General features: G+C 63.3%; 25 protein-coding genes and 1 riboswitch. Of the genes, 11 read left to right on the forward strand and 14 right to left on the reverse strand.

Going from position 1 to position 26589, the window contains the following annotated elements:
- Positions 1 to 24 precede the first annotated feature (24 nt).
- The 4 genes from T281_RS04150 to metE all read left to right on the forward strand — a co-directional run bounded on the left by T281_RS04150 (position 25) and on the right by metE (position 6356).
- Complete coding sequence (locus tag T281_RS04150) at positions 25 to 1578, forward strand: MmgE/PrpD family protein (protein ID WP_037234705.1); 1554 nt, start codon at positions 25 to 27, stop codon at positions 1576 to 1578.
- A 10-nt stretch (positions 1579 to 1588) separates the two neighbouring features.
- Positions 1589 to 2782, forward strand: a complete 1194-nt coding sequence (gene prpC / locus T281_RS04155; protein WP_037234708.1) for a bifunctional 2-methylcitrate synthase/citrate synthase — start codon at positions 1589 to 1591, stop codon at positions 2780 to 2782.
- A 9-nt stretch (positions 2783 to 2791) separates the two neighbouring features.
- On the forward strand, positions 2792 to 3700 hold the full coding sequence (prpB, locus tag T281_RS04160; RefSeq protein WP_037234710.1) for a methylisocitrate lyase: 909 nt from the start codon (positions 2792 to 2794) through the stop codon (positions 3698 to 3700).
- A gap of 60 nt (positions 3701 to 3760) precedes the next feature.
- A riboswitch (cobalamin riboswitch) is annotated at positions 3761 to 3953 on the forward strand.
- A 99-nt stretch (positions 3954 to 4052) separates the two neighbouring features.
- Positions 4053 to 6356, forward strand: a complete 2304-nt coding sequence (metE, locus tag T281_RS04165) for a 5-methyltetrahydropteroyltriglutamate--homocysteine S-methyltransferase (protein ID WP_037234711.1) — start codon at positions 4053 to 4055, stop codon at positions 6354 to 6356.
- A 274-nt stretch (positions 6357 to 6630) separates the two neighbouring features.
- On the opposite strand, the gene T281_RS04170 is transcribed toward metE, so the two are convergent.
- The 3 genes from T281_RS04170 to T281_RS04180 form a co-directional block, all read right to left on the reverse strand.
- Entirely contained in the window at positions 6631 to 7404 is a 774-nt protein-coding gene (locus T281_RS04170) for a Bax inhibitor-1/YccA family protein (protein ID WP_037234712.1), read from the reverse strand.
- Between the two features lie 126 nt (positions 7405 to 7530).
- The gene (locus T281_RS04175; protein ID WP_037234715.1) at positions 7531 to 10092 is read right to left on the reverse strand and encodes an ABC transporter permease; all 2562 of its coding nucleotides are present in this window, start codon (positions 10090 to 10092) and stop codon (positions 7531 to 7533) included.
- On the reverse strand, positions 10089 to 10832 hold the full coding sequence (locus T281_RS04180) for an ABC transporter ATP-binding protein (RefSeq protein ID WP_013419916.1): 744 nt from the start codon (positions 10830 to 10832) through the stop codon (positions 10089 to 10091). Before T281_RS04180 ends, T281_RS04175 begins: the two co-directional genes overlap by 4 nt.
- Between T281_RS04180 and T281_RS04185 the strand changes: the two genes are divergently transcribed.
- Positions 10833 to 11540 (forward strand): arylesterase, encoded by a 708-nt coding sequence (locus T281_RS04185; RefSeq protein ID WP_037234717.1) that lies wholly within the window; start codon positions 10833 to 10835, stop codon positions 11538 to 11540.
- 92 nt (positions 11541 to 11632) lie between these two features.
- A complete protein-coding gene (locus tag T281_RS04190; RefSeq protein WP_037234718.1) occupies positions 11633 to 11983 on the forward strand; it encodes a hypothetical protein in 351 nt (116 codons plus the stop codon).
- 58 nt (positions 11984 to 12041) lie between these two features.
- On the opposite strand, the gene amaB is transcribed toward T281_RS04190, so the two are convergent.
- The gene (gene amaB, locus T281_RS04195; RefSeq protein ID WP_052037012.1) at positions 12042 to 13595 is read right to left on the reverse strand and encodes an L-piperidine-6-carboxylate dehydrogenase; all 1554 of its coding nucleotides are present in this window, start codon (positions 13593 to 13595) and stop codon (positions 12042 to 12044) included.
- Positions 13596 to 13723: 128 nt separating this feature from the next.
- On the opposite strand from amaB, the gene T281_RS04200 reads away from it, so the two are divergent.
- On the forward strand, positions 13724 to 15262 hold the full coding sequence (locus T281_RS04200; protein ID WP_052037013.1) for a peptide ligase PGM1-related protein: 1539 nt from the start codon (positions 13724 to 13726) through the stop codon (positions 15260 to 15262).
- Positions 15263 to 15299: 37 nt separating this feature from the next.
- Here the strand turns inward: T281_RS04200 and T281_RS04205 are convergent, their stop codons facing one another.
- Positions 15300 to 15710 carry a hypothetical protein gene (locus T281_RS04205; protein WP_037234722.1) on the reverse strand — a complete coding sequence of 137 codons (411 nt, stop codon included), beginning with the start codon at positions 15708 to 15710 and terminating at the stop codon, positions 15300 to 15302.
- A gap of 2 nt (positions 15711 to 15712) precedes the next feature.
- A complete protein-coding gene (locus T281_RS04210) occupies positions 15713 to 16780 on the reverse strand; it encodes a hypothetical protein (protein WP_037234736.1) in 1068 nt (355 codons plus the stop codon).
- Between the two features lie 258 nt (positions 16781 to 17038).
- Here T281_RS04210 and queF point away from each other — a divergent pair, with 258 nt between their 5' ends.
- Both queF and T281_RS04220 read left to right on the forward strand, forming a co-directional pair.
- Complete coding sequence (gene queF / locus T281_RS04215) at positions 17039 to 17500, forward strand: preQ(1) synthase (RefSeq protein ID WP_037234739.1); 462 nt, start codon at positions 17039 to 17041, stop codon at positions 17498 to 17500.
- 9 nt (positions 17501 to 17509) lie between these two features.
- Entirely contained in the window at positions 17510 to 18505 is a 996-nt protein-coding gene (locus T281_RS04220; RefSeq protein ID WP_037234742.1) for a DUF1835 domain-containing protein, read from the forward strand.
- A 112-nt stretch (positions 18506 to 18617) separates the two neighbouring features.
- Here T281_RS04220 and T281_RS04225 read toward each other — a convergent pair whose 3' ends face one another.
- The 4 genes from T281_RS04225 to T281_RS18645 all read right to left on the reverse strand — a co-directional run bounded on the left by T281_RS04225 (position 18618) and on the right by T281_RS18645 (position 20861).
- Positions 18618 to 19031: a BA14K family protein gene (locus tag T281_RS04225; protein WP_081796587.1), complete on the reverse strand. Its 414-nt coding sequence runs from the start codon at positions 19029 to 19031 to the stop codon at positions 18618 to 18620.
- A gap of 141 nt (positions 19032 to 19172) precedes the next feature.
- Positions 19173 to 19628 (reverse strand): DUF3429 domain-containing protein, encoded by a 456-nt coding sequence (locus tag T281_RS17415; RefSeq protein WP_052037010.1) that lies wholly within the window; start codon positions 19626 to 19628, stop codon positions 19173 to 19175.
- A gap of 198 nt (positions 19629 to 19826) precedes the next feature.
- Positions 19827 to 20219, reverse strand: coding sequence for a response regulator (locus tag T281_RS04235; RefSeq protein WP_155942437.1), 393 nt, complete (start codon positions 20217 to 20219; stop codon positions 19827 to 19829).
- A 387-nt stretch (positions 20220 to 20606) separates the two neighbouring features.
- Positions 20607 to 20861 carry a hypothetical protein gene (locus T281_RS18645; protein WP_155955095.1) on the reverse strand — a complete coding sequence of 85 codons (255 nt, stop codon included), beginning with the start codon at positions 20859 to 20861 and terminating at the stop codon, positions 20607 to 20609.
- Positions 20862 to 20893: 32 nt separating this feature from the next.
- Between T281_RS18645 and T281_RS04240 the strand changes: the two genes are divergently transcribed.
- Complete coding sequence (locus T281_RS04240; RefSeq protein WP_037234752.1) at positions 20894 to 22078, forward strand: type III PLP-dependent enzyme domain-containing protein; 1185 nt, start codon at positions 20894 to 20896, stop codon at positions 22076 to 22078.
- 246 nt (positions 22079 to 22324) lie between these two features.
- Positions 22325 to 22618, forward strand: coding sequence for a con-10 family general stress protein (locus T281_RS04245; protein WP_013419904.1), 294 nt, complete (start codon positions 22325 to 22327; stop codon positions 22616 to 22618).
- An 82-nt stretch (positions 22619 to 22700) separates the two neighbouring features.
- Here the strand turns inward: T281_RS04245 and T281_RS04250 are convergent, their stop codons facing one another.
- From T281_RS04250 to T281_RS04265, 4 genes are all read right to left on the reverse strand, one after another.
- A complete protein-coding gene (locus T281_RS04250; protein ID WP_037234755.1) occupies positions 22701 to 23504 on the reverse strand; it encodes a transglutaminase-like domain-containing protein in 804 nt (267 codons plus the stop codon).
- Positions 23505 to 24082: 578 nt separating this feature from the next.
- Entirely contained in the window at positions 24083 to 24844 is a 762-nt protein-coding gene (locus tag T281_RS04255) for a tetratricopeptide repeat protein (RefSeq protein ID WP_052037011.1), read from the reverse strand.
- A gap of 208 nt (positions 24845 to 25052) precedes the next feature.
- A complete protein-coding gene (rpsU, locus tag T281_RS04260) occupies positions 25053 to 25283 on the reverse strand; it encodes a 30S ribosomal protein S21 (RefSeq protein WP_013419901.1) in 231 nt (76 codons plus the stop codon).
- A 120-nt stretch (positions 25284 to 25403) separates the two neighbouring features.
- Positions 25404 to 26504, reverse strand: a complete 1101-nt coding sequence (locus T281_RS04265; protein WP_037234760.1) for a 5-(carboxyamino)imidazole ribonucleotide synthase — start codon at positions 26502 to 26504, stop codon at positions 25404 to 25406.
- Between the last annotated feature and the right edge of the window lie 85 nt (positions 26505 to 26589).

A 26589-nucleotide genomic window follows, 5' to 3' on the forward strand; every position in this document is an offset into this window, starting at 1 on the left:
CTGCCCAAGAGAGGAACCTGCCCCGTGAAGTCGAATACCGTTCGCACATACAAATCCGCCGAGCCTCTGCCCCGCGCCGAACAGCTCGCGTGGAAGATTGCCGAAGTCGCCGCCGACCAGGTTGCGGTTGAGCCAACCGTGGTCGAGATGATCGGCAACCGCATCATCGATAACGCCGCCGTTGCCGCCGCTTCGCTCGCGCGCCGCCCGGTTGCCAACGCGCGCAATCAGGCGCTCGCCCATCCCTTCAAGCCCGGCGCAGGCGTGTTCGGCATCGCCTCGCATCGCCGCTTCTCGCCGGAATGGGCCGCATGGGCCAACGGCGTCGCCGTGCGCGAACTCGATTTCCACGACACGTTCCTCGCCGCCGACTATTCGCATCCGGGCGACAACATCCCGCCGATCCTCGCCGTCGCGCAACATTGCGGGCTTTCGGGCGAAGCGCTCGTGCGCGGTCTCGCGGCGGGCTACGAAATTCAGGTCAATCTCGTGAAAGGCATCTGCCTGCACGAGCACAAGATCGACCATATCGCCCATCTCGGGCCGTCGGCTGCGGCAGGCATCGGCGCGGCGCTAGGGCTTCCAACCGAGACGATCTGGCAGGCCGTCCAGCAGGCGCTGCACGTGACGACGACGACTCGTCAGTCGCGCAAGGGCGAAATTTCGAGCTGGAAGGCTTACGCGCCTGCATTCGCGGGCAAGATGGCGGTCGAGGCCGTCGACCGCGCGATGCGCGGTGAAGGTGCGCCGTCCCCCGCATGGGAAGGCGAGGACGGTTTCATCGCGTGGCTGCTCTCCGGCCCCAAGGCGCAATACACCGTGCCGCTGCCGGAGAAGGGCGAGGCGAAGCGCGCCATCCTCGACACCTACACCAAGGAATATTCGGCGGAATATCAGAGCCAGGCGCTGATCGATCTCGCCCGGCGCATGCGCGACAAGATCGGCGATCTCGCGGCCATCGAAAGCGTCGTGATCCACACGAGCCATCACACCCATTACGTGATCGGCACGGGCGCGAACGACCCGCAGAAGATGGACCCGAATGCGAGCCGCGAAACGCTCGACCATTCCATCATGTACATCTTCGCGGTCGCGCTGGAAGACGGCGGCTGGCACCACGTCAATTCCTATGCGCCGGAGCGCGCGAAGCGCCCCGAAACCGTCGCGCTGTGGCACAAAATTTCGACCGTCGAAGACGCGGAATGGACGCGTCGCTATCACAGCCGCGACCCGAAGGAAAAGGCGTTCGGCGGCCGCGTCGTCGTCACCTTGCGCGACGGCCGCGTGATCGAGGACGAGCTTGCCATTGCCGACGCCAACCCGCTCGGCGCGCGCCCCTTCGCTCGCCCGCAATACATCGGGAAGTTCCTCACGCTTTCGGCAGGCATCGTCTCGCCCGCCGAGCAGCAGCGCTTCCTCGAAACCGTGGACCGGCTCGAACGGCTGCGCGGCGACGAGCTTCTCGGCCTCAACTTCACCGTCGATCCCGCCGCGCTCGGCGCCGGGCGGACGACCGGCCTTTTCGAATGGAACGGCACATCGCGCGAGACGGGCCGCTGCACCGTCGTCGGCGCTTAGGGAGGACACCATGTTACAGGATGCAACGAAGGCCGTTGGGCCGAAGCCGAAAAAGTCGGTCGCGCTTTCCGGGATCATCGCGGGCAATACCGCGCTTTGCACCGTGGGCCGCACCGGCAACGACCTGCATTATCGCGGTTACGACATTCTCGATGTGGCCGAGACCTGCGAATTCGAGGAGATCGCGCATCTCCTCATTCACGGCGCGCTCCCGACGCCGACCGAGCTTCACGCCTACAAGACGAAACTGAAGGCCCTGCGCGGCCTTCCCTCGGCGGTTCGCTCCGCGCTCGAAGCGCTGCCCGCCGCATCGCATCCCATGGACGTACTGCGGTCGGGCGTCTCGGCGCTCGGCTGCGTGCTGCCGGAGCCGGCCGACCACAACCATCCAGCTGCGCGGGATGTGGCCGACCGGCTCCTGGCTTCGCTCGGCTCGATGCTGCTCTACTGGCATCACTTTGCGCATAACGGTCGCCGCATCGACGTGCACACCGACGATGATTCCATCGGCGGGCACTTCCTGCACCTGCTGCACGGCGAGCGTCCGCGCGAAAGCCACGTCCGCGCGATGCATACTTCGCTGATCCTCTATGCCGAGCATGAGTTCAACGCCTCGACCTTCACCGCGCGCTCCATCGCGAGCACGGGTTCGGACCTTTATTCTGCGGTGACAGGCGCGATCGGCGCCCTGCGCGGCCCAAAGCATGGCGGCGCGAACGAGGCGGCCTTCGAGATCCAGAAGCGCTACAATTCGGCCGACGAGGCGGAAGCCGATATTCGTCGCCGCGTCGAGGCGAAAGAGGTGGTCATTGGCTTCGGCCATCCGGTCTACACGGTCGCCGATCCCCGCAACAAGGTCATCAAGGAGGTCGCGCGGCGGCTCTCCCGCGAGGTCGGCGCGACGAAGATGTTCGAGATCGCCGAGCGCATCGAAAGCGTGATGGCCGAGACGAAGCGCATGTTCCCGAACCTCGACTGGTTCAGCGCCGTCTCGTACCATCAGATGGGCGTGCCAACGGCGATGTTCACGCCGCTCTTCGTCATCGCGCGCACGAGCGGATGGGCGGCGCATATCATCGAGCAGCGGCAGGACAACAAGATCATCCGCCCGTCCGCGAACTATGTCGGGCCGGAAAACGTGGCTTTCGTGCCGCTGGAAGATCGCGGGCGCGCGCCTGCGCCGTCTTCCGCGCGTGCGGCGTAAGGAGCGGCGATGCCTTATCTCAACGGTTTCGACCTGCCGGACCAGACGGCGGGTTTCCGCTTCCGCGAGCTGCTGGAGCGTCGCGGCATCCTGAAGCTTCCCGGCGCGCATAACGGCATGGCGGCGCTTCAGGCAAAGGCGGCTGGCTTCGACGCGCTGTATCTCTCAGGCGCGGCGATGACGGCTTCCATGGGGTTGCCCGACCTCGGCATCATCACGGTGGATGAGGTCGCGTTCTTCATCCGCCAGATCGCGCGGTCGAGCGGCCTGCCGCTCCTTGTCGATGGCGACACGGGCTACGGCGAGGCGCTGAACGTCATGCATATGGTCCGCACCTTCGAGGATGCGGGTGCGGGCGCGGTGCATATCGAGGACCAGCTTCTGCCGAAGAAGTGCGGGCACCTCAACGACAAGAAGCTCGCCGATGCGCGCGACATGGCCGCCAAGGTTGCCGCCGCTGCCAAGGCGCGCCGCCATCTCGTCATCGTGGCCCGTACCGATGCCGCCGCAAGCGAGGGGATCGACGCGGCAGTGGCGCGCGCCCGGCTTTATGTCGAGGCGGGTGCGGATGCGATCTTCCCCGAAGCGCTGACGAGCGCGGCCATGTTCCAGGAGTTTGCGCGGCGTCTGCCCGGCGTGCCGCTGCTGGCCAACATGACGGAGTTCGGCCGCACACCGCACTATACGGCCGCCGAGTTCGAGGCCTGGGGCTACGCCATGGTCATCTGGCCCGTCTCGTCGCTTCGGGTCGCGAACAAGGCGCAGGCGAAGCTTTATGCCACGCTCGCCCGCGACGGCAGCACGGAGGCGATGCTGCCCGAGATGCAGACGCGCGCCGAGCTTTACGACACCATCGGCCTCGCCCGTTACGAGGCGCTCGACGCGTCCATCGTGCGGACGGTGCTGCCGCAAGCATAGAACGGAATCAGCATATAAAGATGTCGTTATATCGAGATTGACGGCGACGTCGATCTCGATCACACTCACCACTGTCGCGGTCTTCGGGCGCTAGCCCGAAGCCAAGAGGGAAGCCGGTGCAAGTCCGGTGCTGCCCCCGCAACTGTAAGCGGCGAGTTCCGGCCCACCCATGTCACTGAAGCGACCGCTTCGGGAAGACGGGCCGGAGCGCTGACCCGCAAGCCAGGAGACCTGCCGCGACGAAATCGAAGTCCTCGGGCGGGGTGTCCCGATGGAGCGGTTGCGGCCCGCCGACTGGCGGCGTTCGCGCGCGTCCCATCACAGCCTTGCCCCAACGCAATGGGGTTAGAACGTGTCTTCCAGCATAAAAATCGCATCGCTTGGCACGCCGCGCATCGGTCCGCGCCGCGAGTTGAAAACCGCGCTTGAGGCTTACTGGGCGCACAAGATCGGCGAAAAAGAGCTCCGCGAGACAGCGGCCCGGCTTCGCGCCGACAATTGGGCGCGCCAGAAGGCGGCGGGCGTGACTGTGATCCCGTCGAACGACTTCTCCTTCTACGATCAGGTGCTCGACACAAGCGTCATGGTCGGCGCCATCCCCGAGGTCTACGGCTGGAAGACCGGCGGTGTCACCCTCGGCACATATTTCGCGATGGCGCGCGGCGCGCATGGCGAGGGCGGCGCAGGCAGCGCGCCCGCGCAGGAAATGACGAAGTGGTTCGACACCAATTATCACTACATGGTGCCGGAGTTTTCGGCGGAGCAACGCTTCACGCTCGCCTCGCTGAAGGCCGTGGATGAATATCGCGAGGCGCAACATCTGGGCTACGAAACGCGGCCCGTGCTGCTCGGACCGGTGACGTTCCTCAAGCTCGGCAAGAGCAAAGACCCATCGCTCGATCCGCTTACCCTTCTCGACGCTCTGCTCCCCGTCTATCTCGACGTGCTGCGCCGCTTTGCCGCCAACGGCGCGGAGTGGGTGCAGATCGATGAGCCGTGCCTCGTGCTCGACCTCGACGACGCTACGCGCGATGCGCTTCGGAAGACCTACCGCCGCTTCGCCGACGCGTTGCCGAGCCTCAAGATCATGCTCGCGACCTATTTCGGCGCGCTCGGCGACAATCTGGACACGGCGCTTTCGCTCCCCGTGGCGGGGCTGCATCTCGATCTCGTGCGCGGTTCCGGCCAACTCGACGATGTGCTGGCGAAAGCGCCGCGCGGCCTCGTGCTGTCGCTGGGTGTCATCGACGGCCGCAACGTCTGGCGTGCTGACATCACCGCGATCCTCGACCGGCTGGAGCCCGTGGTGGCGAAGCGCGGCACCGATCACGTCCAACTCGCGCCGTCCTGCTCGCTGCTGCATACGCCGGTCGATCTGGAACTTGAACGCGATCTCGACGTCGACGTGAAAAGCTGGCTCGCTTTCGGTGTGCAGAAGATGGGCGAGCTTTCGACGCTCGGTCGAGCGCTTTCCGAGGGGCGCGCATCGGTCGCGCCCGCGCTCGAAGCCGCATCCGCAGCGCTCGCCGCGCGGCGAGCATCGCCCAAGGTGCATAACGCCGCCGTAAGCCAGCGGCTCGCGGCCGTGACGCCGGAGATGGCGCTCCGCCGCTCGCCGTACCCCGAACGTGCCGCGCTTCAGCGTCGCCGCTTCGGCCTGCCGCTGTTCCCGACGACAACCATCGGCTCGTTCCCGCAGACGGCGGAGGTGCGCAAGGCGCGCGCCGCCCACGCCAAGGGCGCTCTGACGGATGCCGAATACGATGCGTTCCTTCGCGAGGAAACCACGCGCACGATCCGCTGGCAGGAGGAAGTCGGCCTCGACGTGCTCGTTCATGGCGAATTCGAGCGCAACGACATGGTGCAATATTTCGGCGAAAAGCTCTCCGGCTTCGCGTTCACGAAGAACGGCTGGGTGCAGTCCTACGGCTCGCGTTGCGTGCGCCCGCCGATTCTCTACGGCGATGTGTCGCGCCCCGAGCCGATGACGGTCGGCTGGTGGCTCTACGCGCAGTCGCAGACCGACCGGCCGATGAAAGGCATGCTGACAGGGCCGGTCACGATCCTCAACTGGTCGTTCGTGCGCGACGACGTGCCGAGAAGCGTCGCCTGCCGCCAGATCGCGCTCGCCATCCGCGACGAGGTGGCGGACCTCGAAAAGGCCGGCGCGCCGATGATCCAGATCGACGAGGCCGCGCTCCGCGAGGGGCTTCCGCTGCGCCGCGCCGACTGGCAGACCTATCTCGACTGGGCGATTACGTCATTCCGGCTCGCGTCGTCGGGCGTCGCCAACGAGACGCAGATCCACACGCATATGTGCTACTCGGAGTTCAACGACATCATCGACGCCATTGCGGCCATGGATGCCGACGTGATCTCCATCGAAACGTCGCGCTCGAAGATGGAACTGCTGGATGCGTTCAAAAGCTTCAAATATCCGAACGAGATCGGGCCCGGCGTGTACGACATCCATTCGCCGCGCGTGCCTGCCGTGGAGGAAATGACGACGCTTCTTCGCCTCGCACGCGAGCGGCTGGCGGACGGCCAGCTCTGGGTCAACCCGGATTGCGGCCTGAAAACGCGCCGCTGGGAGGAGGTGCGACCGGCTATCGCCAATATGGTCGCGGCGGCGAAAGCGCTTCGGGCCGATTCTTGAAGGACAATTTAGTTGATGGCTCCGTTTTGATGGAGCCATCAACTTGAGGTCGCGGCAGAACGGCGTCTTGCAAGGATCGTCCCAATTTCAACGACGGCTGGGTTCGATCTTTTTCTTTTGCCTCGGTCTCATTCAAACTCTGGTCGTCAAGGTGCTCCTCGTGCTCGACCGCAAGCTCCGCCTCGTCAAGAGATGACCCGGTGACCGGTTAAGCTCTGAGCGGCGGGCGAAAAAAAGGCCCCTTGCGGGGCCTTTGGCTGCACTTGTGGAGAAGCTATTCGCGACGCTCGCCGAAGAGCTGCATCAACGCAACGAAGATGTTGATGAAGTCGAGATACAGGCTAAGCGCGCCCAGGATGGCCGCGTGCCCGAGGCTCTGTTCCCCATATTGCGCCTGCGCAAGGTAGTTATCCTTGATCTGCTGCGTGTCGTAGGCGGTGAGGCCCGTGAAGATCAGCACGGCGAGAACCGAGATCGCGAACTGAAGGCCCGTCGAGCCAAGGAACGCGTTCACGATGCTCGCGATCACGAGGCCGATGACACCCATGATCAGGAACGAGCCGAACTTCGTAAGATCAGCCTTCGTGGTGTAGCCGTAGATGCTGACGGCGCCGAAGGTCGCGGCGGTGATGAAGAAGATGCGCGCGATCGAGGTGCCCGTATAGGCGATGAAAATGCTCGAAAGCGACAGGCCCATCAACGCTGCGAACAGCCAGAATACGCCCTGCGCGGTTGCTGTGCTCATCCTGTTGATCGTCGCCGAGAAGGCGAATACCACGATCAACGGCGCGAACATAACAAGCCACTTCACCCAGCTCTTGAAGATGACCGTGCCGAGTGAGGTCAAGCCGACGATCTTGCCGGCATCGTTGGTAATCACGGACTGGCTGTAGATGGTGTAGGCCATGATGCCCGTCACCAGCAGCCCGATGCCCATGTAACTGTAAACGCGGATCATGTGAGCGCGCAGACCCTCGTCAATCGCGAAGGCGTCCGTGCGCGCGCGAGCACTCGTGTTATATGCTCGAGACGTGTCGTAGTCTGCCATTGTCCTCTTTGGTCCCTGACATTTTTCTCAAAAGGTCTGCGCAGAAGGTCTTCCAGGTTTCACCCCGGACGGCCTGGAGCACGGCCCATTGTCAGGCGGCCTGCCCTGTCGTCGCCATCCAGACGTTCACTCGGAACGCAGATATTGCGCCGGTTTCGCTGAAAGGACCTTGAACGTCCCCAACGCACCCAGCGCAGTGACGAATATGGTTTCAATCACCGATGGCTGCAATAGCGCCGATAGCGAGACTACAAAAGTTAATCCCATGACATATTTCACGATAACCCACGCTGCCAGAAGCCCAAGCGCGGCCGCGACGGTCGAAAGGCACATCGCGAGGATCAGATATTCAAGGATGTGCGCTGTTATGACGCGGCGCTTGCTCGCGCCGAGAGTGCGCAGCACAACCGCCTCGTAGATTCGCCGCCGCTGCGCCGTGAGCAGCGCGCCTGCCACAACCAGCGCGCCCATGATGAGCGTGACGCTGCCCGCCGCGCGAACGGCCGTCATGATTTTCTCGAACACGCCGTTGAAGGCGGCGAGAGCATCGCGCACGCGCACGGCTGACACGGCGGGATAAGCGCCCGCGACCGCCTTCATCACCTCGGCTTCCGCCTTCGCGTCGGGCGTCTGACCCTCCGGCCATGACAGCGTCGCGAGCCATGTGAACGGCGCGGCCTTGAGCGCGTTCGGCGAGAAGATCATCACGAAGTTGATGTCGATCGAACCCCACTTGACACTGCGGAAGTTGGCGATCTTCGCCTGCATGTTTCGCCCAAGCACGTTGACCGTCACCGTGTCGCCGATCGCGAGCCCGAGCGCCTTGCCAATCTCCGCCTCGAACGAAACGAGCGCCTCGCCATTATGGTCGGCGGGCCACCATGCGCCCTCGGTGATCTGCGAGCCGGATGGCACAGCGTCCGAATAGGTGATGCCACGGTCGCCGTTCAGCACCCATTCCGCCGACGACGGAGCCTTGATCTGCTCGACCGGCACACCCTTCAACGCGACGAGCCGTCCGCGCAGCATGGGCGCGGTGGCGATGCGCGCGTCGGGCGCCTTTTCTTCCAGCAAGTCCTCGAACGCGACGAGGCTGGGCTTCGGGATGCCGATAAAGAAATAGCTCGGCGCGTGCTCCGGCAGCCGCGTCTTGAGTTCGTTCGTCAGCGATGCGTCGACCAGCGAAACGGCGGTCAGCAGCGTCAGCCCCGCGCCGAGCGACAGCGCGATGGTGCGCGCGAGGCTCGCCGGTCCCGCGATGTTGGCGAGCGCGAGCGCCACTTCAGGCCGCTTCGGTCTCGGAAGCCGCGCGGCGAACCGGCGTATGCCCGCTCCAATAAACCAGAACAGCACGAAGACCCCGAACAGGGCCGCGGCGGTCACGGCCGCGATCTTCTGGTTCTGCGACAGAAGAATGGCGGCGGCAGCGAGCAGCGCCACCGCGCCGAGCGAGGCATAGCGATAGGCGCGCGGCGGAAACCACGTCGCGTCCTCGCTGCCATTGCGGAACAGTTCGGCGGCCCGCACCTGTTGCGCACGGCCGAGCGGCCACAGGATGAAGGGCAGCGCCGTCAGCGCACCGAACAACGCCGCGAGCCCGAGCGCTTCCGGCTGGAAACCCGGCTCAAGGCTCACCGGCAGGAGGCCGCTCGCCAGCCCCGCGACAAGCCACGGCACGGCGATTGCGATCCCGAAGCCGATGAGGATACCGAGCGCGGCGAACAGCGCCATCTCGATGAAAAATACCTGAAAGATCGTGCGCTGCGATGCGCCGAGCGCCTTGAACGTCGCGATAGTCCGCCGCTGCCGCTCGACGAAGGCCGACACCGCGTTCGCCACGCCGATGCCGCCGGTAAGCATCGCCGTCAGCCCGACGAGCGTCAGGAACTCGGCGAGCCGGTCGAGCGTGTTGCGGATGCCGGGCGTGGGGTCGGAGGTGTCGCGCACCAGAAAGCCCGCCTCGGGAAACGCCGTGGACAGCGCCGCCTTGAATGTCGGCGGCGCGCCGCCTTCGACCTTGATGCGATAGGCCCAGCGCACGAGCGCGCCAGGTTCCGCGATCCCGGTCGCCTTCAACGCGTCGGCTGACATTAGGATGCGCGCGCCGAAAGCCGGACCCGCCGCGAAACGGTCGGGCTCCTGTCCGAGCACGGCGACGACCGGGAAAGACGCCTTGCCGAGCGTGATCTCGTCGCCGAGCTTGAGGCCCAGTTGGTCCAGGATGGTGCGGTCCACGGCCAGCCCGCCGCGCCGAAGCGTATCGAGGTCGGCTCCCTCATCCATCTTCACCGCGCCGTAAAGCGGATAGGCGCTGTCCACGGCCTTGAGATCGACCAGCGTCTGCGCGTTCGCGTCGGGCCGCCGCGCCATCGCGCGCATGGTGGCGACCTCGCTGACGCGGCCGACGCTTTCGAGGAAGGCGCGTTCGTCGGCGTTGGCCTGCCGATGGATGAGCGTCGCCTCGACGTCGCCACCGAGCAGCAGCGTCGCGTCGCGCGCCAGCGCATCGCGGATCGCGCCTGAAAGCCCGTTGATCGCGCCGATTGCGCCCGTGCCGAGCGCGACGCAGATCAGGAAGATCCAGAAGCCCGCCACGCCGCCGCGAAGGTCGCGCAGCGCAAGGCGAAGGGCGAGCGGCAGCGCCGGGCCGCGCGAATGCGGCGCACGCGTTTCGGCGGCGACCGTCATGCCGACGCCGTTTCATGGATCGACGCCGCGATCCGCCCGTCATGCATGGCAACGACGCGCTCGCAGCGTTTCGCCAGCGCCGTGTCGTGCGTCACGAGCACAAGCGTCGTGCCGAAGCGGCGATGCAGCGAAAAGATCAGATCCATGATCTGCCGCCCGGTCTCACCGTCGAGATTGCCGGTCGGCTCGTCCGCGAACAGGATTTTCGGCTCGGCGACGAGCGCCCGTGCCAGCGCGACGCGCTGCTGTTCGCCGCCCGAAAGTTGCCCCGGCACGTGGTGAAAGCGGCCCGACAGCCCAACCTCGGAAAGCACCGCCTCCGCGCGCTCGAACGCATCGGCGCGATTGAGAAATTCGAGCGGCAGAGCCACATTCTCGATGGCTGTCATGGTCGGGATCAGGTGGAAGGACTGGAACACGATGCCGATGGAGCGGCCCCGGATCGCGGCGAGCGCGTCCTCGCCAAGCGTCGTGAAATCCTCGCCCGCGACGACGACGCGGCCCGAGGTGGCGGCTTCAAGGCCGGTCATCACCATGAGCAGCGACGATTTGCCGGAACCGCTCGGCCCGACAAGCGCCACGGACTGGCCTTCCGGCACGGCGAGATCGATACCGCGCAGGATGTCGACGGAGCCCGCGCGGCTTTTCAGCGTGAGCGTTACGCCTTTCAGATCTATGACGGGTGCGGCGCGGCGAGGGGTGCCTGCGTGCGGCGCTTCGGAAACCGAGGGGAATTGCAAATGAGACACCGTTTCGAGACTTCTTTGCCGCGCTTCATATGGATAGGATTGTTCGCAATTTCGACCGCGTGCGCCGGGATTTTTGTAACCGCTTTCGACGTCGCGCCCGCGCGCGCCGCCGAGCCGGAGAAGGAAATCGTGATCCTCGCGCTTGGCGACAGCCTGACGGCGGGCTTTCAACTGCCGCCCGACAAGGCGTTTCCGGCGCAATTGCAAGCCGCGCTCCGGGCGAAGGGCCACGCCGTGCGCGTGCTGAATGCGGGCGTCTCGGGCGACACGGCGGCGGACGGCGCGTCGCGGCTCGACTGGAGCCTGTCCGAGCCGGCGGATGCGGCGATTGTCGAACTCGGCGCGAACGACATGCTGCGCGGCCTCGATCCGAAGCAGACGGAAGCCTCGCTTGATGCGATCCTTAAGGCGCTATCCGACAAGCGCGTGGAGCTTCTCATCGCGGGCATGGAGCCATTGCGCAACTGGGGCGAAGATTATGCCGCAAAATTCCGCGCGATGTGGCCGCGCCTCGCGAAAGACTACAACGCGATCCTCTATCCGTTCTTTCTCAAGGGCGTCGCAACGGTCCCCGCGCTCAACCAGCCGGACGGCCTGCATCCGACCGGCGACGGCGTCGCGGTCGTTGTGCGCAACATCCTGACCGACGTCGAAAAGCTGATCGAGCGGGTGAAGGAGCGGCGATCCCGCACGCATTGATTCAACTTTTAATTGAATGCGAATAACGGAAAAAGCCCCGCGCAGGGTTCTTCGTAAAGACTGTCCTCCAACGAACCTGGAGGATCACAACTATGCGCGCCGGAGAAGTCATCCCGTTCCATCGCAGCGTCTGGCCTTCGCACATCAACGTCAGCCCGGCCCCTGAGACGCAGGGCGCGAACATCACCATTTCGCGCAATGAGACGAGTGTTTCAATCGTCGCCAGCGAAGAAGAAGCGGGCACGCTGACAATCTCGACGCCGCGTGGCCCGCTCGAAGAGCAGGTCGATTGGCGCAACCTGAAGGACTTCCCGTTCATCGAAGAGGTCACGACCGAACGCACCGCCATGGGCGAAGTCCGCAAGCTACGCCTCGCCAAGTTCGATGATGTCGTGATCGGCGCGGATGCACGCGGCAACGTCTACATCGACTGGCGAAGCTGAGCGCGCGAAGGCTGGCGCGGGGAGGCCTGTTGCGCCTCCGTTCGCCGTGCCGCGTTCTCTACCGCCCGACCTCGAACTTGACGCCCTGCGCGAGCGGCAGTGTCGAGCCGTAGTTTATGGTGTTGGTTGCACGGCGCATATACGCCTTCCATGAGTCGGAGCCAGCCTCGCGGCCGCCGCCCGTTTCCTTCTCGCCGCCGAACGCGCCGCCGATCTCCGCGCCGGATGGGCCTATATTGACGTTCGCGATGCCGCAATCCGAACCGCGCGCCGAGATGAACCGTTCCGCCTCGCGCAGATCGTTCGTGAAGATGGACGACGAAAGCCCCTGTGGCACCTCGTTGTTGAGGCGGATGGCTTCCTCAAGGTCGTTGTAGCGGATCACATAGAGGATCGGCGCGAAGGTCTCCTTCAGCACAGGTCCCACCTGCTCGGGCATTTCGATCAGCGTCGGCTGCACATAGACGCCGCCCTGCGGCACGCCCGCGCGAATGCGCTCGCCGCCGGTGAACAGACTCCCGCCCGAGGCTTTCGCCTCCTCGAACGCCTTATACATCGAGGCATAGGCCGCCTCATCGATCAGCGGGCCGACAAGGGTGCCGTCGTCCAGCGGATTGCCGACCTTCACGGTCGTATAAGCCTGCTTCAGGCGCGGGACGAGCTTGTGATAGACCGAATTTTGCACGAACAGCCGCCGCAGCGACGTGCAGCGCTGGCCCGCCGTGCCCATCGCTGCGAAGGCCACCGCGCGGAGGCTCAGGTCGATGTCGGCCGTAGGGCAGATGATGGCCGCGTTGTTGCCGCCGAGTTCAAGGATGGCGCGGGCGAAGCGCGAGGCGAGCCGAGGGCCGACCGCGCGGCCCATCGCCGTGGAACCGGTGGCGGAGACGAGCGGCACGCGTGGGTTATCGACCAGCGCCTCGCCGGCCTCGCGCGCGCCGATCACGACCGCCGAAAGCCCGTCCGGCGCGACGTGACCCGCCTTGCGGTATCGCTCCGCCGCCCGCTCGAACAGCGCCTGCGTGGCGAGCGCGGTCAGCGGCGTCTTCTCGGACGGCTTCCACACGCACGCGTTGCCGCAGACGAGCGCGAGCGACGCGTTCCACGCCCACACCGCCACGGGAAAGTTGAACGCCGAGATGATACCGACGACGCCCAGCGGATGCCAAATCTCCATCATGCGATGATCGGCGCGCTCGCTCGCGATGGTGAGGCCGTAGAGCTGCCGCGAGAGCCCGACCGCGAAATCGCAGATGTCGATCATCTCCTGCACTTCGCCGAGACCTTCGGAAACGATCTTGCCGGTCTCGATTGTGACGAGGCGGCCGAGCGCGGGCTTGTTGGCGCGGAGTTCCTCGCCGAACAGCCGCACAAGTTCGCCGCGCACGGGCGCCGGAACGCTGCGCCACGTGAGAAACGCCGCGTGCGCCGCGTCAACCGCCGCGTTCATGTCCGCCGCACCGCCGAGCCGCACACGCCCGATGATTTCGCCCGTGACCGGGGTCTTCGCCTCGAACGCGCCGCCCGACCAAGTCTCGCTTGCAACACCCAAATCTTCGAGCAGCGCGCGGACATCGCGGGGGATAGAGCCGGTCTCGGGAACTGAAGTCATCGATTTTTCCTTAACGAGCAGGGAACGTGCCGCATGGCTTCGCTTGTCGTCTGGAAGCAATGCCGGTACCTTTTCAGTATAATATTGGAACGCTCGATAAAGAGCGGAAGAACCACGGGAAAGCGCGCTTGAGCGGGGCTAATGGGGTAACCTTCGAGCCGGTCGAACTGGCGAGATCGAAAGTCTTGCAGGATCACTTCCGCGAGACCTACGCGAAGATTTTCGCCGACCCGAATACCCCGCGCACCGTTGTCATCGTGCCGAGCATCACCTTCGACCGCGAAGTGATGGCGCGCATAGCGGGCGTGCATCACTACGAGGAGCGGCTGCTTTGCCTGCTTCTGCTGCTGCGCTTCCCGCGCACCCGTGTGATCTACGTCACAAGCACGCCGATCGCCACGCCGATCATAGACTATTACCTGCATCTTCTCCCAGGCATCCCGGCCCAGCACGCCAAGAAGCGGCTCGTGCTTCTTTCCTGCTACGACAGTTCCGACGCGCCGCTTTCCGCGAAGATCCTCGCGCGCCCGCGCCTCATCGAGCGGATCAAGGCCGCGATCCCCGATCCGCACGCGGCGCATGTAACCTTTTTCACGGTGACGCCGCTCGAAAAAAAGCTCGCACTGAAGCTCGACCTGCCGATTTACGGCTCCGATCCCGAGGTTTCCTGCTGGGGGTCGAAGAGCGGATCGCGCAAGATTTTCAGGGAAGCGGGCATCGCCATGCCCGCAGGCTTCGAAGACCTGAAGAACGCGGACGACATCGTGGATGCGCTCGTCACGCTGAAGGAGCGGAATCCGGCGCTGCGCCGCGCGGTGGTCAAGCTGAACGACGGCTTTTCAGGCGAAGGCAACGCGGTGTTCTGCTTCCAGGGCGCGCCGGAAACCGGCCTTCGCGAGTGGGTGGGTGAGCAGCTTCCGCATCTCGGCTTTCAATCGGCGGAAATGACGTTCGACGCCTTCATGGAAAAATTCGAGCTGATGGGCGGTATCGCGGAGGAGTTCCTTGAGGGCAAGATCAAGCGTTCGCCCTCATCGCAATTCCGCGTCGATCCCATGGGCACGCTTGAGACCATCTCGACGCACGATCAGGTGCTCGGCGGGGCGAACGAGCAGGTATTTCTCGGCTGCAAATTTCCTGCGGATGAAAGCTATCGCCTCGACATTCAGGAACTCGGCCGCCGCGCGGGCGAGGTGCTCGCGTCGAAAGGCGCGCTCGGCCGCTTCGCCATCGATTTCATGTCGGTGAAGGACGACGAGAGCGCGCCGTGGCGGCATTACGCCATCGAGATCAACCTCCGCAAGGGCGGCACGACGCACCCGTTCCTCATGCTGCAATATCTCACGGCGGGGCGCTACGAGCACGAAACCGGCCTGTTCTACAGCGCGGCAGGCAAGCCTTGCTTCTATTACGCGTCGGACAATCTCCACGCGGACCATTACCGCGGGCTGACGCCGACCGACCTTATCGACATCGCCGCGACGCAGGGGCTGCATTTCGACGCTGCGAAGCAGGAGGGCGTCGTGTTCCATCTCGTCGGCGCGTTGTCGGAGTTCGGAAAGCTCGGCGTGCTGGCCATCGGCGATACGCAGGAGAAGGCCTATCAGTCCTACATGCGAAGCGTAGCGATCCTCGACGAAGAGGGCACGCGGCACGATGGCGAATAGTTGGCCGATATTTCGCGCTTTTTTCTTGCGAAAGGCTCTAGTAAAATTCCACCTGTTCGGCGCATGGCGGAACCGAGTATGAACAGTCGCGAAACGTCGTCGTCAAAAAATCGCTGAAGGTCTCCTCGATTGCTAGTCGTTGCACTACTGTAAGCGGTCGCTTTTTGATGAACGTCATCTTGCGATCATCGAACCAGACTTGACAGATTGGGCCTAAAGGAAAATCCGCGCCACCAAATTTGATTTCACTCTGGTGGGTGACGCTTTTCGGAGATCGCCGCGCTGTAAGTTCGATCTCAATATCTCCGTGACTATATTTAAACATAATCTGTTTCCCCGCCCCCTGAGTTCCCCATGGCTCGATGGAAACACCGATGTCATTCGTAGCGATCTCACGTGTGATGGTAATGCCATCACTGTCGTCATCGAATTTTTGCCAAGTCCACATCACTACTCTACGCCGCCCGAGCTGCCGATATAACGAAGCGCACCGGTTGAAAGCGCACCGCCGACCACGCACGGTATGCCCGCCGTCCCGACGCTAGCCACCGCGAGGCCGAGGCACCCCGCCGACACAGCAGCCTGACCGACCGAGCCCCATGTGAGAAGATCGCGCGTCGAGCCGGGCCCTTTGCGCTTCAACTCGTCGAGCGCTGCGAGCGCGTCCTTGCCGAGCCGCGCGGTGTCCGCGAGTTCCGCCGCTTCGATCACTTCCGCGAGGATGGGCTTCACCTTTTTCGGCTGCCGCTCCTGCAAATTCTTCAGCACGCGCAGAAGATCCGCGTCGCGCGCCGCGTTCGACGCCAGCGTGAAGCGCGCCATGCTGCCGATGGTGAGCTTGTCCACGCTGTCGCGCTCCTTCGACCACGGCAGCAGCGTCACGATCTGCGCGATCGGCCCCTCGCGGCCCGTAGCGAAATAGATGCCCCACAGCGTGTCGATCAGCTCCGCGTTGGAGGCAAAGGTGATCTGGCGCTTCCTCTCCTCTTTTTCCTTGTCCTTGTCCTTGAAGAACATGTCGCCGTTGAAGAAGCTTTGAACCTTCTCGACCGTGCCGGCCTTGTAGGGTTCGAGCGCGATCTGGTTCAGCGTCGGCAACTCGCCCGAAAGATAGCGTTCGGCCATCACGCGCCGGTCGGGCAGGCGCGCCGCCAGCACGCTCATGTGATTGCGCCAGTCCGGAATCTGGGAATAGGCGACGGCGCGTATCACGATCCACTGATCCTCAAAGGGCAGCGGCAGCGTTTTCTCGATGATGGCCTGCGCCTTTTTCGGGTTCGCGTTCAGGACCCCGGCGAGGAAGCCGACATAGAGGCCGGATGAATCCGGCTCCTTCAGCGCGCCGGAATGGCTCAGCATCTGGATCACGGCGGGAACCGCGAGCGGCTCGTGCTTCGCGCGATATTTCTTGATCCAGCGTTGACCGGCCTCCGGCCAATTGGCGGTTGCGGGCGGCGGAGCGGCGCTGGCCGGCAGGAGAAGCGCGAGGATGAGGAACGGGATGAGAAAACGGCGCATGGACTCTGTACTCGAAGGCGAACGCGACCGGGAGCCGATCTGGCGCTCGATGGGTCGAGACTGAAGCGCGGCGGCATGGCCATTTTGTGAAGCGACTATGGCATGGCGGCCACAAGCTCTCCAGGCGTCGAAGATGCGGTCCACCGTGAACAGCGCCGAGGCGGCGTTTGCGCGCAGGGTTTCGATGTGGCACCTGTTGGGCCAATCGCGCGTTTACGAGGGCGCCCGGACCGCCCGGCCAAAGACGGAGTTAATCGCATGAACGACCCCACGGTTCACCTGACGCAACTCGGGCAACGTGCCGATCTGCCCGCATCGCCGGACGCGGCCGCGCTCGAAACCGTTCCGAACCCGCACACGGGCTCGCTCTACGTCGTGCGCTTCACCGCGCCGGAATTTACCTCGCTCTGCCCCGTGACGGGCCAGCCGGATTTCGCGCACATCGTGATCGACTACGTCCCGCGCGACCTGCTCGTGGAGTCGAAGTCGCTGAAGCTCTATCTCGGCGCGTTTCGCAATCACGGCGCGTTCCACGAGGATTGCACCGTCGCCATCGGCAAGCGGCTCGACGCAACGCTGAACCCGCACTGGCTCAGGATCGGCGGTTACTGGTATCCCAGAGGCGGCATGCCCATCGATGTGTTCTTTGCTGTTGGCGATCTTCCGCACGGCCTGTGGGTACCCGAACAGGGCGTTGCGCCTTACCGTGGGCGCGGCTAAAAATGACGCATGAAAGACCGGCTGATCATCACGAATGGCGACGAGGCGGTCGCGCGCATGCGAGAGGCGCGCATCGACGGCGAAATTCTGCCGTGGCGAGATATTCTCTATGAGGGGCCGGTCCCCTCGCTGCCGCTCGACGAGCTTTCCGACGTGCGCGCCCGCTTCCTCGCGCAGCGCGGCTGGACCTCGGAGGAAGAGCTTCGCGCGGCGTTCCGCGCTCGTGACGACGTGTTGCGCGGTCACGCGGAATTTCGCGAAATCGTGCTGTGGTTCGAGCACGATCTCTACGATCAGTTGCAGCTCGTTCAAGTGCTCGATTTTCTCGCGGGCGAAGGGCGGCGCGAGGGCGTGTCGCTCATTCAGTCGGGGCGTTACATCGGCACCGAGACGCCGCGCGGCCTGAAGCCGCATCTCCACCTTCAGGAGCGCGCGACGGAGGCACATTTCGCGCTCGCCTGGCTTACTTGGAACGCGTTCCGTGCCCCTTCGCCAGAGCCGTGGGCGAACCTGCTGCGCCTCAGCACGCACGTTCTGCCGTTCCTGCGCCTCGCGATACTGCGGCTCCTCGAAGAATTGCCGGATCATCGCACCGGCCTTTCGCGCACGGAAACGACCATCCTCACGCTGATCCACGACGGCGTTCGCCATCCGGCATATGTCTATGACGCCTATCGCGAGAGCGAGGTGGCGTTGTTCATGGGCGACTGGAGCTTTTATTGCCTGCTGGATGCGCTGGGCGATACCTCGGCGCCGTTTATTGCCGGGCTTAATGGCCGCGCCTTCTCACCCGGCTTGCCTGAGGGCGCGCGTGACGACTATATGGCTTCGCGGCTTTCGCTGACGCATCTGGGCGTATCAGTGCTTTCAGGCCATGCCGACGCCTTGCAGCATCGGCGCATCGACCGCGCTATCGGCGGCGTCCGCATCACATCGCGCGCGCCGTGGAGATGGGACGGCGACGCCCGGCGGCTGGTGCCACCCGAGAGCAAGCTGTTGGGGTAAGCGCTCGCGCGCGACAAAGGCCATCGGCGATGACTTCGTGAAATCGGTACCACCGCCGTTTCCCGCGATCAGCCATGGAAAGCTGACCGCAGGATCACGTCAGGCGTAGAGCTTAAAGATAAGGGCACGGCCTTTCGTAGCCGTTTAGGTCGACATATGTGCCGGTGTTCGGGTTGAAAGACCGGAACGTGGCCGCACAACGACCGTAGCCGTCGTCATAAGCGGCTGGCGGCGGTGCGGCATAAGCTCGATTGGCCTCGTTGGCGATGATCGCGCCGCCGATGATCGCACCCGCGATGCCAAGTCCGATGGCCGCGCCGCCTGGTCCGCGACGACGATGACCCCAATTGCCGCCACGCCGGCCGGGGCCGAAACCGGGGCCATGCTTCGGACCGGGTCTAAAACCGGGCTTGTGGCCGCCGTGCTTGCCGGGGCCGTATTGCACAGCCATGATGTTAGAGGACAGCGCGCCCTCCAAGCCTGATACAAGCGGCGCCGCGCTCGCCGAATACGATGTCATCGTCATTGCAGCACCTAGCGCCGCTGCGATGCATGACGCCTTGAAAATTTGGGACATGTTAACCCTCTCTGAATACTAAACGCCCAACACATCTTTAGATAAGATGGTTCCACAGTTCAGCCAAGGGTTGACCTTATTACCGATTCTTTACCATGAAAAGGCGGCCACCCCGAGCGAGAGCGTTGCGATGGTGGTGAGTACACCGCGCACTCGGCCGTACCAGGCGGGCAGCGGCAATGCGGGCGGAGCGGCCTTTTCAACAAAGAACCAGACCGTGAGCGCCAGCGCGAGAATGGCAAGCCCGTCCGGGCCGCCACAGACCGCGCCGATCCACGCCATCAGGGACGGAATTGCCGCCAACCCGTAGGCGCTCCAACTCGCCTCCCCTCCTTCGAGCACCGCGAAACCCCAACGGACACCGCCCAGAAAGGATAGCACGATAGCGCCGTAGACGATCAGCGCCGAAGCGGCTTCTGACCTGATCTCGGGTGCAAGACACACGGCGAGAGCGCCCAAGGTGAAGGGAAGGAGGCACGCCAGACCGATAGCCCGCGCCGGAAAAGGCATGGCCTGGGAGGCTTTCACGTTCAACGGCATCGGCATCGCGAATCTCCACTCGGCAAATTCTTATGCGCGCCATTAATTTACCGCAGACGCCATGCTTGAAACTTGCGCTACTCTGGAGTTCCGCAACAGCAGCCTTGCTGCATCGGATTTTGACGCGGATTTTATTGCTTTTATTGTTGCGCTGGTCGGCGTGGAACTGCTGCCGCGCAGCCGCCGATGCCCGTACGGGAGGGGTCAGACGACCGTGCTTTCGCCCCAGGCGCGGGCGACCGCGTCGACGAGGCGGCGCGGAGGCGCGGGTTTCGTCAGCACCTCGGCGTTCGGCCACTCACGCTTGAGTTTGTCCACCTCGGCATAACCCGTGTAGAAAACCACGCCCACACCGCGTTCGGTGAGTACGCGCGCGGCTGGAAAGACCTCCTCACCGCGCAGGCTCACGTCCAGCAACGCGGCGGACATCGGCGTATTGGCGGCGATGGTCATCGTATGATTGAGGGTAACAGCCGGCCCCAGGATCGACGCTCCGGCCTTCTGAAGCAGGATGCTGATATCGAATGCAAGGATTGCGTCGTCCTCAGCCACGAGTATCTTGGCTCCCTGCAAGGGCATCTCAGAATCGGAACTCATTCTGTCCGCATATCCAAAGCGATAATTCATCGAGAACACATCTAGGGTCACTTGCGAAAATTCCAATCACCACCTGGGGTTGAGAGTCGCAGCGCCGTCCTCTCGCGATCCTTTCGGAGAACTGTTGGAATTGGCAAGCGAAACAAGGCTGTGGTTGTACCACGCCGTGTGCCCGTTCGCAGTGAAACCGTCGATTGTGATGAACCGTTCCCTAGCTTCCGCCCTCGCGTTCGCAATTCGCGGGTCGCCCCTTCGCAAACCTCGGACGCCAGACGCTTCGGCTGAAATCCATGGGGATTTCGTCTCGCCTCCGCCGCTGTTGCGGCCGCGTCCGACGCGCCAGCGCGCTCATTGAAATGCCCCTGATAATTAACGGCTTTTGTCGATTCACTGCGTGAAGCAAACATCACGTCGGCGGTTTTCTCCCCCCACGCGAAAAAAGGTCTTGACCTTCGGGGCGATATGGCCACTTAAAGCAGCTCGATTGCGAAACGATTGCGCCATATCAGGGCGCCGGGGAGGTGACTTCTGCTCATAAAGGCTGCGCTCTGAGGCTAATCCCGCCTCCCGTATGCTGAACGTGCAGAAATACGCCTGTCTGGCAAACTCCGCATAGCGCGGTGAAGCGTTCGTCAGCAGCATCGGATTAACTCTTAAATGGGAGGTCCCATGCGATGGACATTTACCCGACGCCGGCGGAGGTTCTCCGCAAGCTTCATGTAGATCGCCCCGTTCTTGGATTCCGTCCGCACGCGGCAGCCCGCGCTGCCCGCTGGTTCTTGGACAGTTTTCCGGGGGAAACGCTTTACGCGGTCAAGGCGAACGATTCGCCCAAGGCCGTAGCGGCGCTTTTCAATGCGGGTATCCGGCATTTCGACGTTGCTTCCGCAACGGAAGTTCGCGCCATCGCGGATCTTCCGGGCGCGGTCATGCACATCATGCATCCGGTCAAGTCGCGCAAGTTCATTGCGGAGGCCTATTTTGATTATGGCGTCCGTACATTTTCGCTCGACTCCGATTCGGAACTCGACAAGATCCTCGCCGTCACCGGCAATGCGAAGGATCTCACGCTCGTCGTGCGCGTGGCGTGCCCGTCGACCTACAGCGAAATCTCGCTCGAAGGGAAGTTCGGCGCGCCATGGAGCGAAGCGCCGGGACTGATCCGCCGCGCGCGTCAAAACTCCAACATGCTGGGCGTGTCGTTCCACGCGGGCTCCCAGATGATGTGCCCGGTCGGCTATGGCCAGGTGCTTCGGACCGTCTCGCAGCAGATCGTGCGGGCTGCTACGCTTGTCGATATCGTCGACGTCGGCGGCGGCTTTCCGTCCCGCTATCCGGGCATGGAGCCACCTGCGCTCGACGCCTACATGGACGAGATCCGCGGCGCCTTCGACAAGATGGCGGTGGGCTACACCTGCCAGCTCTGGTGCGAGCCGGGGCGGGCGCTGGTGGCCGAAGCCGAGTCGGTGATCGTCCGGGTCGACGCGCGGCGCGGCGATACGCTCTACGTCAATGACGGCGCGTTCGGCACGCTGTACGACGCTGCGCATTGCAAATGGGTTTTCCCGACGCGCGCCTATGCGTCGAACGGGGTTCCCATGCGCGGGCGCGAGAAGGCGTTCGACTTCTACGGTCCGACCTGCGACAGCGCCGACTATCTGGCGGGTCCGTTCATGCTGCCGGAAAGCATCGATGAGGGCGACTTCATCGAAATCGGCAATATCGGCGCGTATGGTCGCGTGATGGCGAGCCACTTCAATGGCTGCGGTTATTATGACGAGGTTGTTCTCGAAGATGAGCCGATGCTGTCGATGTATGGCGAGGAAGCGGCTGCAACTTCGATGAAGGCCGCGCTTTAGCTTCTGCCTGCAACCTAATTACCAAGTAAAGCGAAACCTTGACGCAGATGGCCGTTGGACATTTTCCCTGTCCGACGGCCTTTCTCGTTGTGCCACCTGGAGCTTGTCTTGACGAAAACGTGAAGAAAATCTGTGTGTCCGACGCAAATTCTTCGCAGTATCAGCGGAACCACGACGGGAGCAGGCTGTTAGCAGCGTAAAGTCTCAGTCTGAGACTGCTACAAAACAGTCATGATAGGAGCTTGAATGGCCTCCCAAACTCCCAAGAAGGGTTCGACCTCGAATAGGGGCTTCGCTTCCATGGACGCCGAAAAGCAGCGCGCCATCGCCTCCAAGGGCGGGCAGAGCGTCCCGAATGAGAAGAGAAGCTTCAGCCAGAACCGCTCGCTTGCCGCCGAAGCCGGTCGCAAGGGCGGGCAGAACGTGTCGGACGAAAACCGCAGCTTCTCGCGCAACCGCGATCTTGCCGCCCAGGCGGGCCGCAAGGGCGGTCAGGCGAGCCACGGGGGAAAATCCCGTGAAAGCCGCTCGCAAGTCTGAGGTTTACGCCCCATCGCGGGGCAGCTCATAGAAAAACCCCGTCGTATCGGCGGGGTTTTTCTTAAGGTGCGGCTCGGGCAGCTTAGAGTTCTTCTGTCCAGACCTGGAAGCTGGAAAGCGTGCCGGGACCAAAAATCTGCGTCAAGGGCACGTCGGCGGCGTCCCTGCCTTGCGCGATGAGAACACGGCCAAACCGGACGGCGTTGTTTCGTGGGTCGAACGTGTACCAGCGCCCGCCGAGATAGACTTCCATCCAGGCCGCGAAATCCATCGGCGCGTATGGCGGCGGAAGCCCGATGTCGCTCACATAACCGGTGCAGTAACGCGCGGGGATGTTGAGGCACCGACAGAAGGCGATGGCGAGGTGCGCGAAGTCGCGGCAGACGCCGCGCCGCTCGGCATAGGCTTGCGCGGCGGTGCGGGTGGCGCGGGCATGTTCGTAGCCGAACGAAAGATGGCCATTCACAAAGTCGCATACGGCTTGCACGCGCGGCCAGCCCAACGGCAGATCCTTGAAAAGCCGCCAGGCGTCTTCGGACAAGACGTCGGTTTCGCAATAGCGGCTGCCGAGAAGAAACTGCAGCGTCTCGGCGGGCAGATGTTCGACTTGATGCTGCAACGCATTGACGTCCACGGGATCGGATGAGCCGTTATCCCGGATGACCGCATCGGTCCGCAACGTGAAGCGGCCTGCGGGGGCAACAACCCGATTGCACCAGTTACCGAAACTGTCGCGATACCCTTCGATCGGCGCGGCCGGGCTCGTCACAAGACAATCCGGGTGTTCGAGGTCGGAAAAGCGCGAGTAATGGACATTGAGCAGAGCAATCATCGGCGTCGGCTGAGGAAAGTCGAATGTCATTTCGCTGCCAACGTGTATTCTCATGGTCGCTCCTGGCTTGTGAGTAAGTATAGCGAGATCGGATAAATGCCGCCCGAAGCCCGAAGGACCGGCGGCGATGAAGCCACTGTCGCAAGTCGATGTCGAGACTCTAAGCACATCGCCCATCAACATGGGGTGCCTCAGCTGAATTAAACCAAGGCCAGTCACTTTCGTTCTCCAAACCGGCAAGCGGACGCTGAGATCCATCGATATAAAGCGACGGGACTGAAGACGAGCATTTTTAAGGAAACAAATCTGCCAAGCCGATGGCTGCGCACGTCAGAAAAAATCGTTTCAGTGCCCGCCGGGTTGGCTAGCCGCGCCGATAGCTTGAACGCGGAGACCGCTCCGCCGCGCGCCGGCACTGTCAGCAGAATTTGAGCGCCTTACGCGAGGTGGTCGTTTCGTTCTATTCAACGAAGCACTGACACAGCGCCCACGCTTTTCATCACCGGGGCGGTGGCCGCTTTCTGGCCCGACGCCAAGCGGGACTTCCCGAGCGCAATAAACCTGATCGCATGTGCAAGAGCGCACTCGCAGCAAGTCAGCACGCAACGCGAACCCAACACGAATCGAATGCTTTACGCGTCCTCGCCGCCGACGCGACGCAGCCCCTCAGAGGCGACGCGGCTTTCCCGGTTGATCTGAAGCGCGCGCTTGTAAGCGACTGCGGCTTCTTTCCGGTCGCCCATGCCTTCCGCAGCCTGACCTGCAGCGGCCCACGCCTCATAATTGTTGACCTTGTTGGTTCCCGCAACCTGGAAGTCCTCGAAAGCCTTCTTGTAGTCCTGCATAACCATGTAGCTCTGGCCGCGCGCGAAGTGCGGATCCGGCGCGTCGGGCCGGTAATTCACGGCGACGTTAAGGTCGTCCAGCGCGTTGCGATGGTCATTCATGGCCTGATGGATCAAGCCACGGCTGTAGTACGGTGCAGGATCGTCGGGCTTTAGCTCTATGGCCTTGCTGAGGTCTGCCACGGCCAACGGATAATTGCGCTGGTCCTTGTAGACATTGCCACGGCCGACATAGGCTCCGGCGTAATCCGGCTTGATCGCCAGCGCCTGATTGTAATCAGCAAGAGCAGCGTCGTAGCGGCCCATCTTCAGATAGATCAGCGCGCGATTGTTGTAGGCTTGGTAGAATTGCGGATTGATCTGAATTGCGGCCGAGAAATCGGCGATGGCTCGCTCACCGTCTCCCGCCTGACCGTAGGCGGTGCCACGAAGATTCAGAGCGCTCGCATCTCGCGGGTTCTTCGCGAGAACCTGTGAGATGGAAGCGATGTTATTTCTCGGATCGACCTGCGGATTGTTCAGACGGTCGGCGGCACGCTGATCGCTCACTCCGGGGGTTTCGCATGCCGCTAGCGAGAAAATCGCAAGACACACACCACCCGCCGTCAACGCTCGTTTTATCGTCCCCGTCGTCACAATACAGGCTCCACCCTCGCGAAAGGTTCTCAAGTGTCGCCACACTGGGCCTCGAATGAGGCCACAATCGGAATGGCGGCGCGAAACCTTTCGCCGGCTGTGTATAAACTGAAACGAAGACTTATCGTGCTGCGGCGCGGCCGGGAGCGACGATGCCTTCTCTCTGAGCCTTCTTCCGAGCGAGCTTGCGGGCGCGGCGCACGGCCTCGGCCTTTTCGCGGGCTCTCTTTTCGGAGGGCTTTTCGTAGTAGTTGCGCAGCTTCATCTCGCGAAAGATACCTTCGCGCTGCATTTTCTTTTTGAGCGCCTTCAGCGCCTGATCGACATTGTTATCGCGAACGTGTACCTGCACGCTGACTCCCTTGGTTCGATGGGCTGGAATAAAAAAGCCCGCACAAGTGCAGGCTATTGCGCGCACTCTATCAGGCTTTACCCTGTCTGTCTATTTAAGCTTGACGTAGCGCGCGAAGCGTCACGGTTGTTTTTTCACCGGTGATAATTGGGTCACATGCCCAAGCTTGCGACCGTCCTTGACCTCCGACTTGCCGTAGAGATGCAGGGAAGCACCCGCATCGCGGTTTAAAATGTCCTGCCACTCAAGCACATCCGAGCCAAGGAGATTCGTCATCACCGCGTCGGAGTGCCGCTCCACGCTGCCGATGGGCCACCCCACGACGGCGCGAATGTGGTTCTCGAACTGGCTGATGACGCAGGCTTCCATCGTCCAGTGACCGGAATTGTGAACGCGCGGCGCGATCTCGTTCACGAGAACGTGTTCGCCGCCGGGCATGACAAAAAATTCAACCCCGAGCGTTCCGCGATAGTCGAGCGCGGCAGCGATCCGGGCGGAAATTTCCTGCGCAGCGACCTGCTGCGCAGGCGGGCAAGCGGCTGGCACGATGCTCCGATGAAGAATACCGTCCCGGTGGCGATTCTCCGGGCAGTCATAAGCCGACACCGCGCCATCGGCTCCGCGCACCGCGATCACGGAAATCTCAAGCGCGAAGTCGACCATGCCTTCCAGCACGCACGCGGCACCAAAGTCCGCGAACGCGTCGCGAAGCTCCGCCTCGCTCGACACGCGCGCCTGGCCTTTGCCGTCGTAGCCTTCGCGCGCGATCTTGAGGATGCCACGTCCGTGCTGCGCGAGGAACGAGGCGGCAGCGGCAAGATCGGCGTCCGTCTCGACCACAACGTAGGGCGCCGTATCAAGGCCGAGCGCCGTCAGGAAGCGCTTCTCGGCGATCCGATCCTGCGTCATGGCGGCGGCGCGCGCACGTGGCCAAACGGGCGTGCGCAACGCGGCGATCTGAAGCGCGGCAGCGGGCACGTTCTCGAATTCGAAAGTAATCACATCGCAGTTCTGCGCAAATTCCGCGAGCGCGACCTCGTCCGTGTAGGATGCGCACCAATGCTGCGACGCGACCTGAAATGCCGGGCTGTCCTCCTTCGAGGAATAGACGGCCGTCCGGAAGCCGAGCTTCGCGGCTGCTACGGCAAGAAAACGCCCGAGTTGCCCGCCCCCGAAAATGCCGATGGTGGCGCCGGGCGGGAGAGGCTCACGGAACGTCATTCGGCTTATCCGCCACTTTGGCCGAGCGGTTTGCGCGCCACGCGTCGACGCGGGCAGCGAGTGCCGCGTCGCCGAGCGCGAGGAT

This window comes from Rhodomicrobium udaipurense JA643 (assembly GCF_000636015.1).
Lineage (GTDB): Bacteria > Pseudomonadota > Alphaproteobacteria > Rhizobiales > Rhodomicrobiaceae > Rhodomicrobium > Rhodomicrobium udaipurense.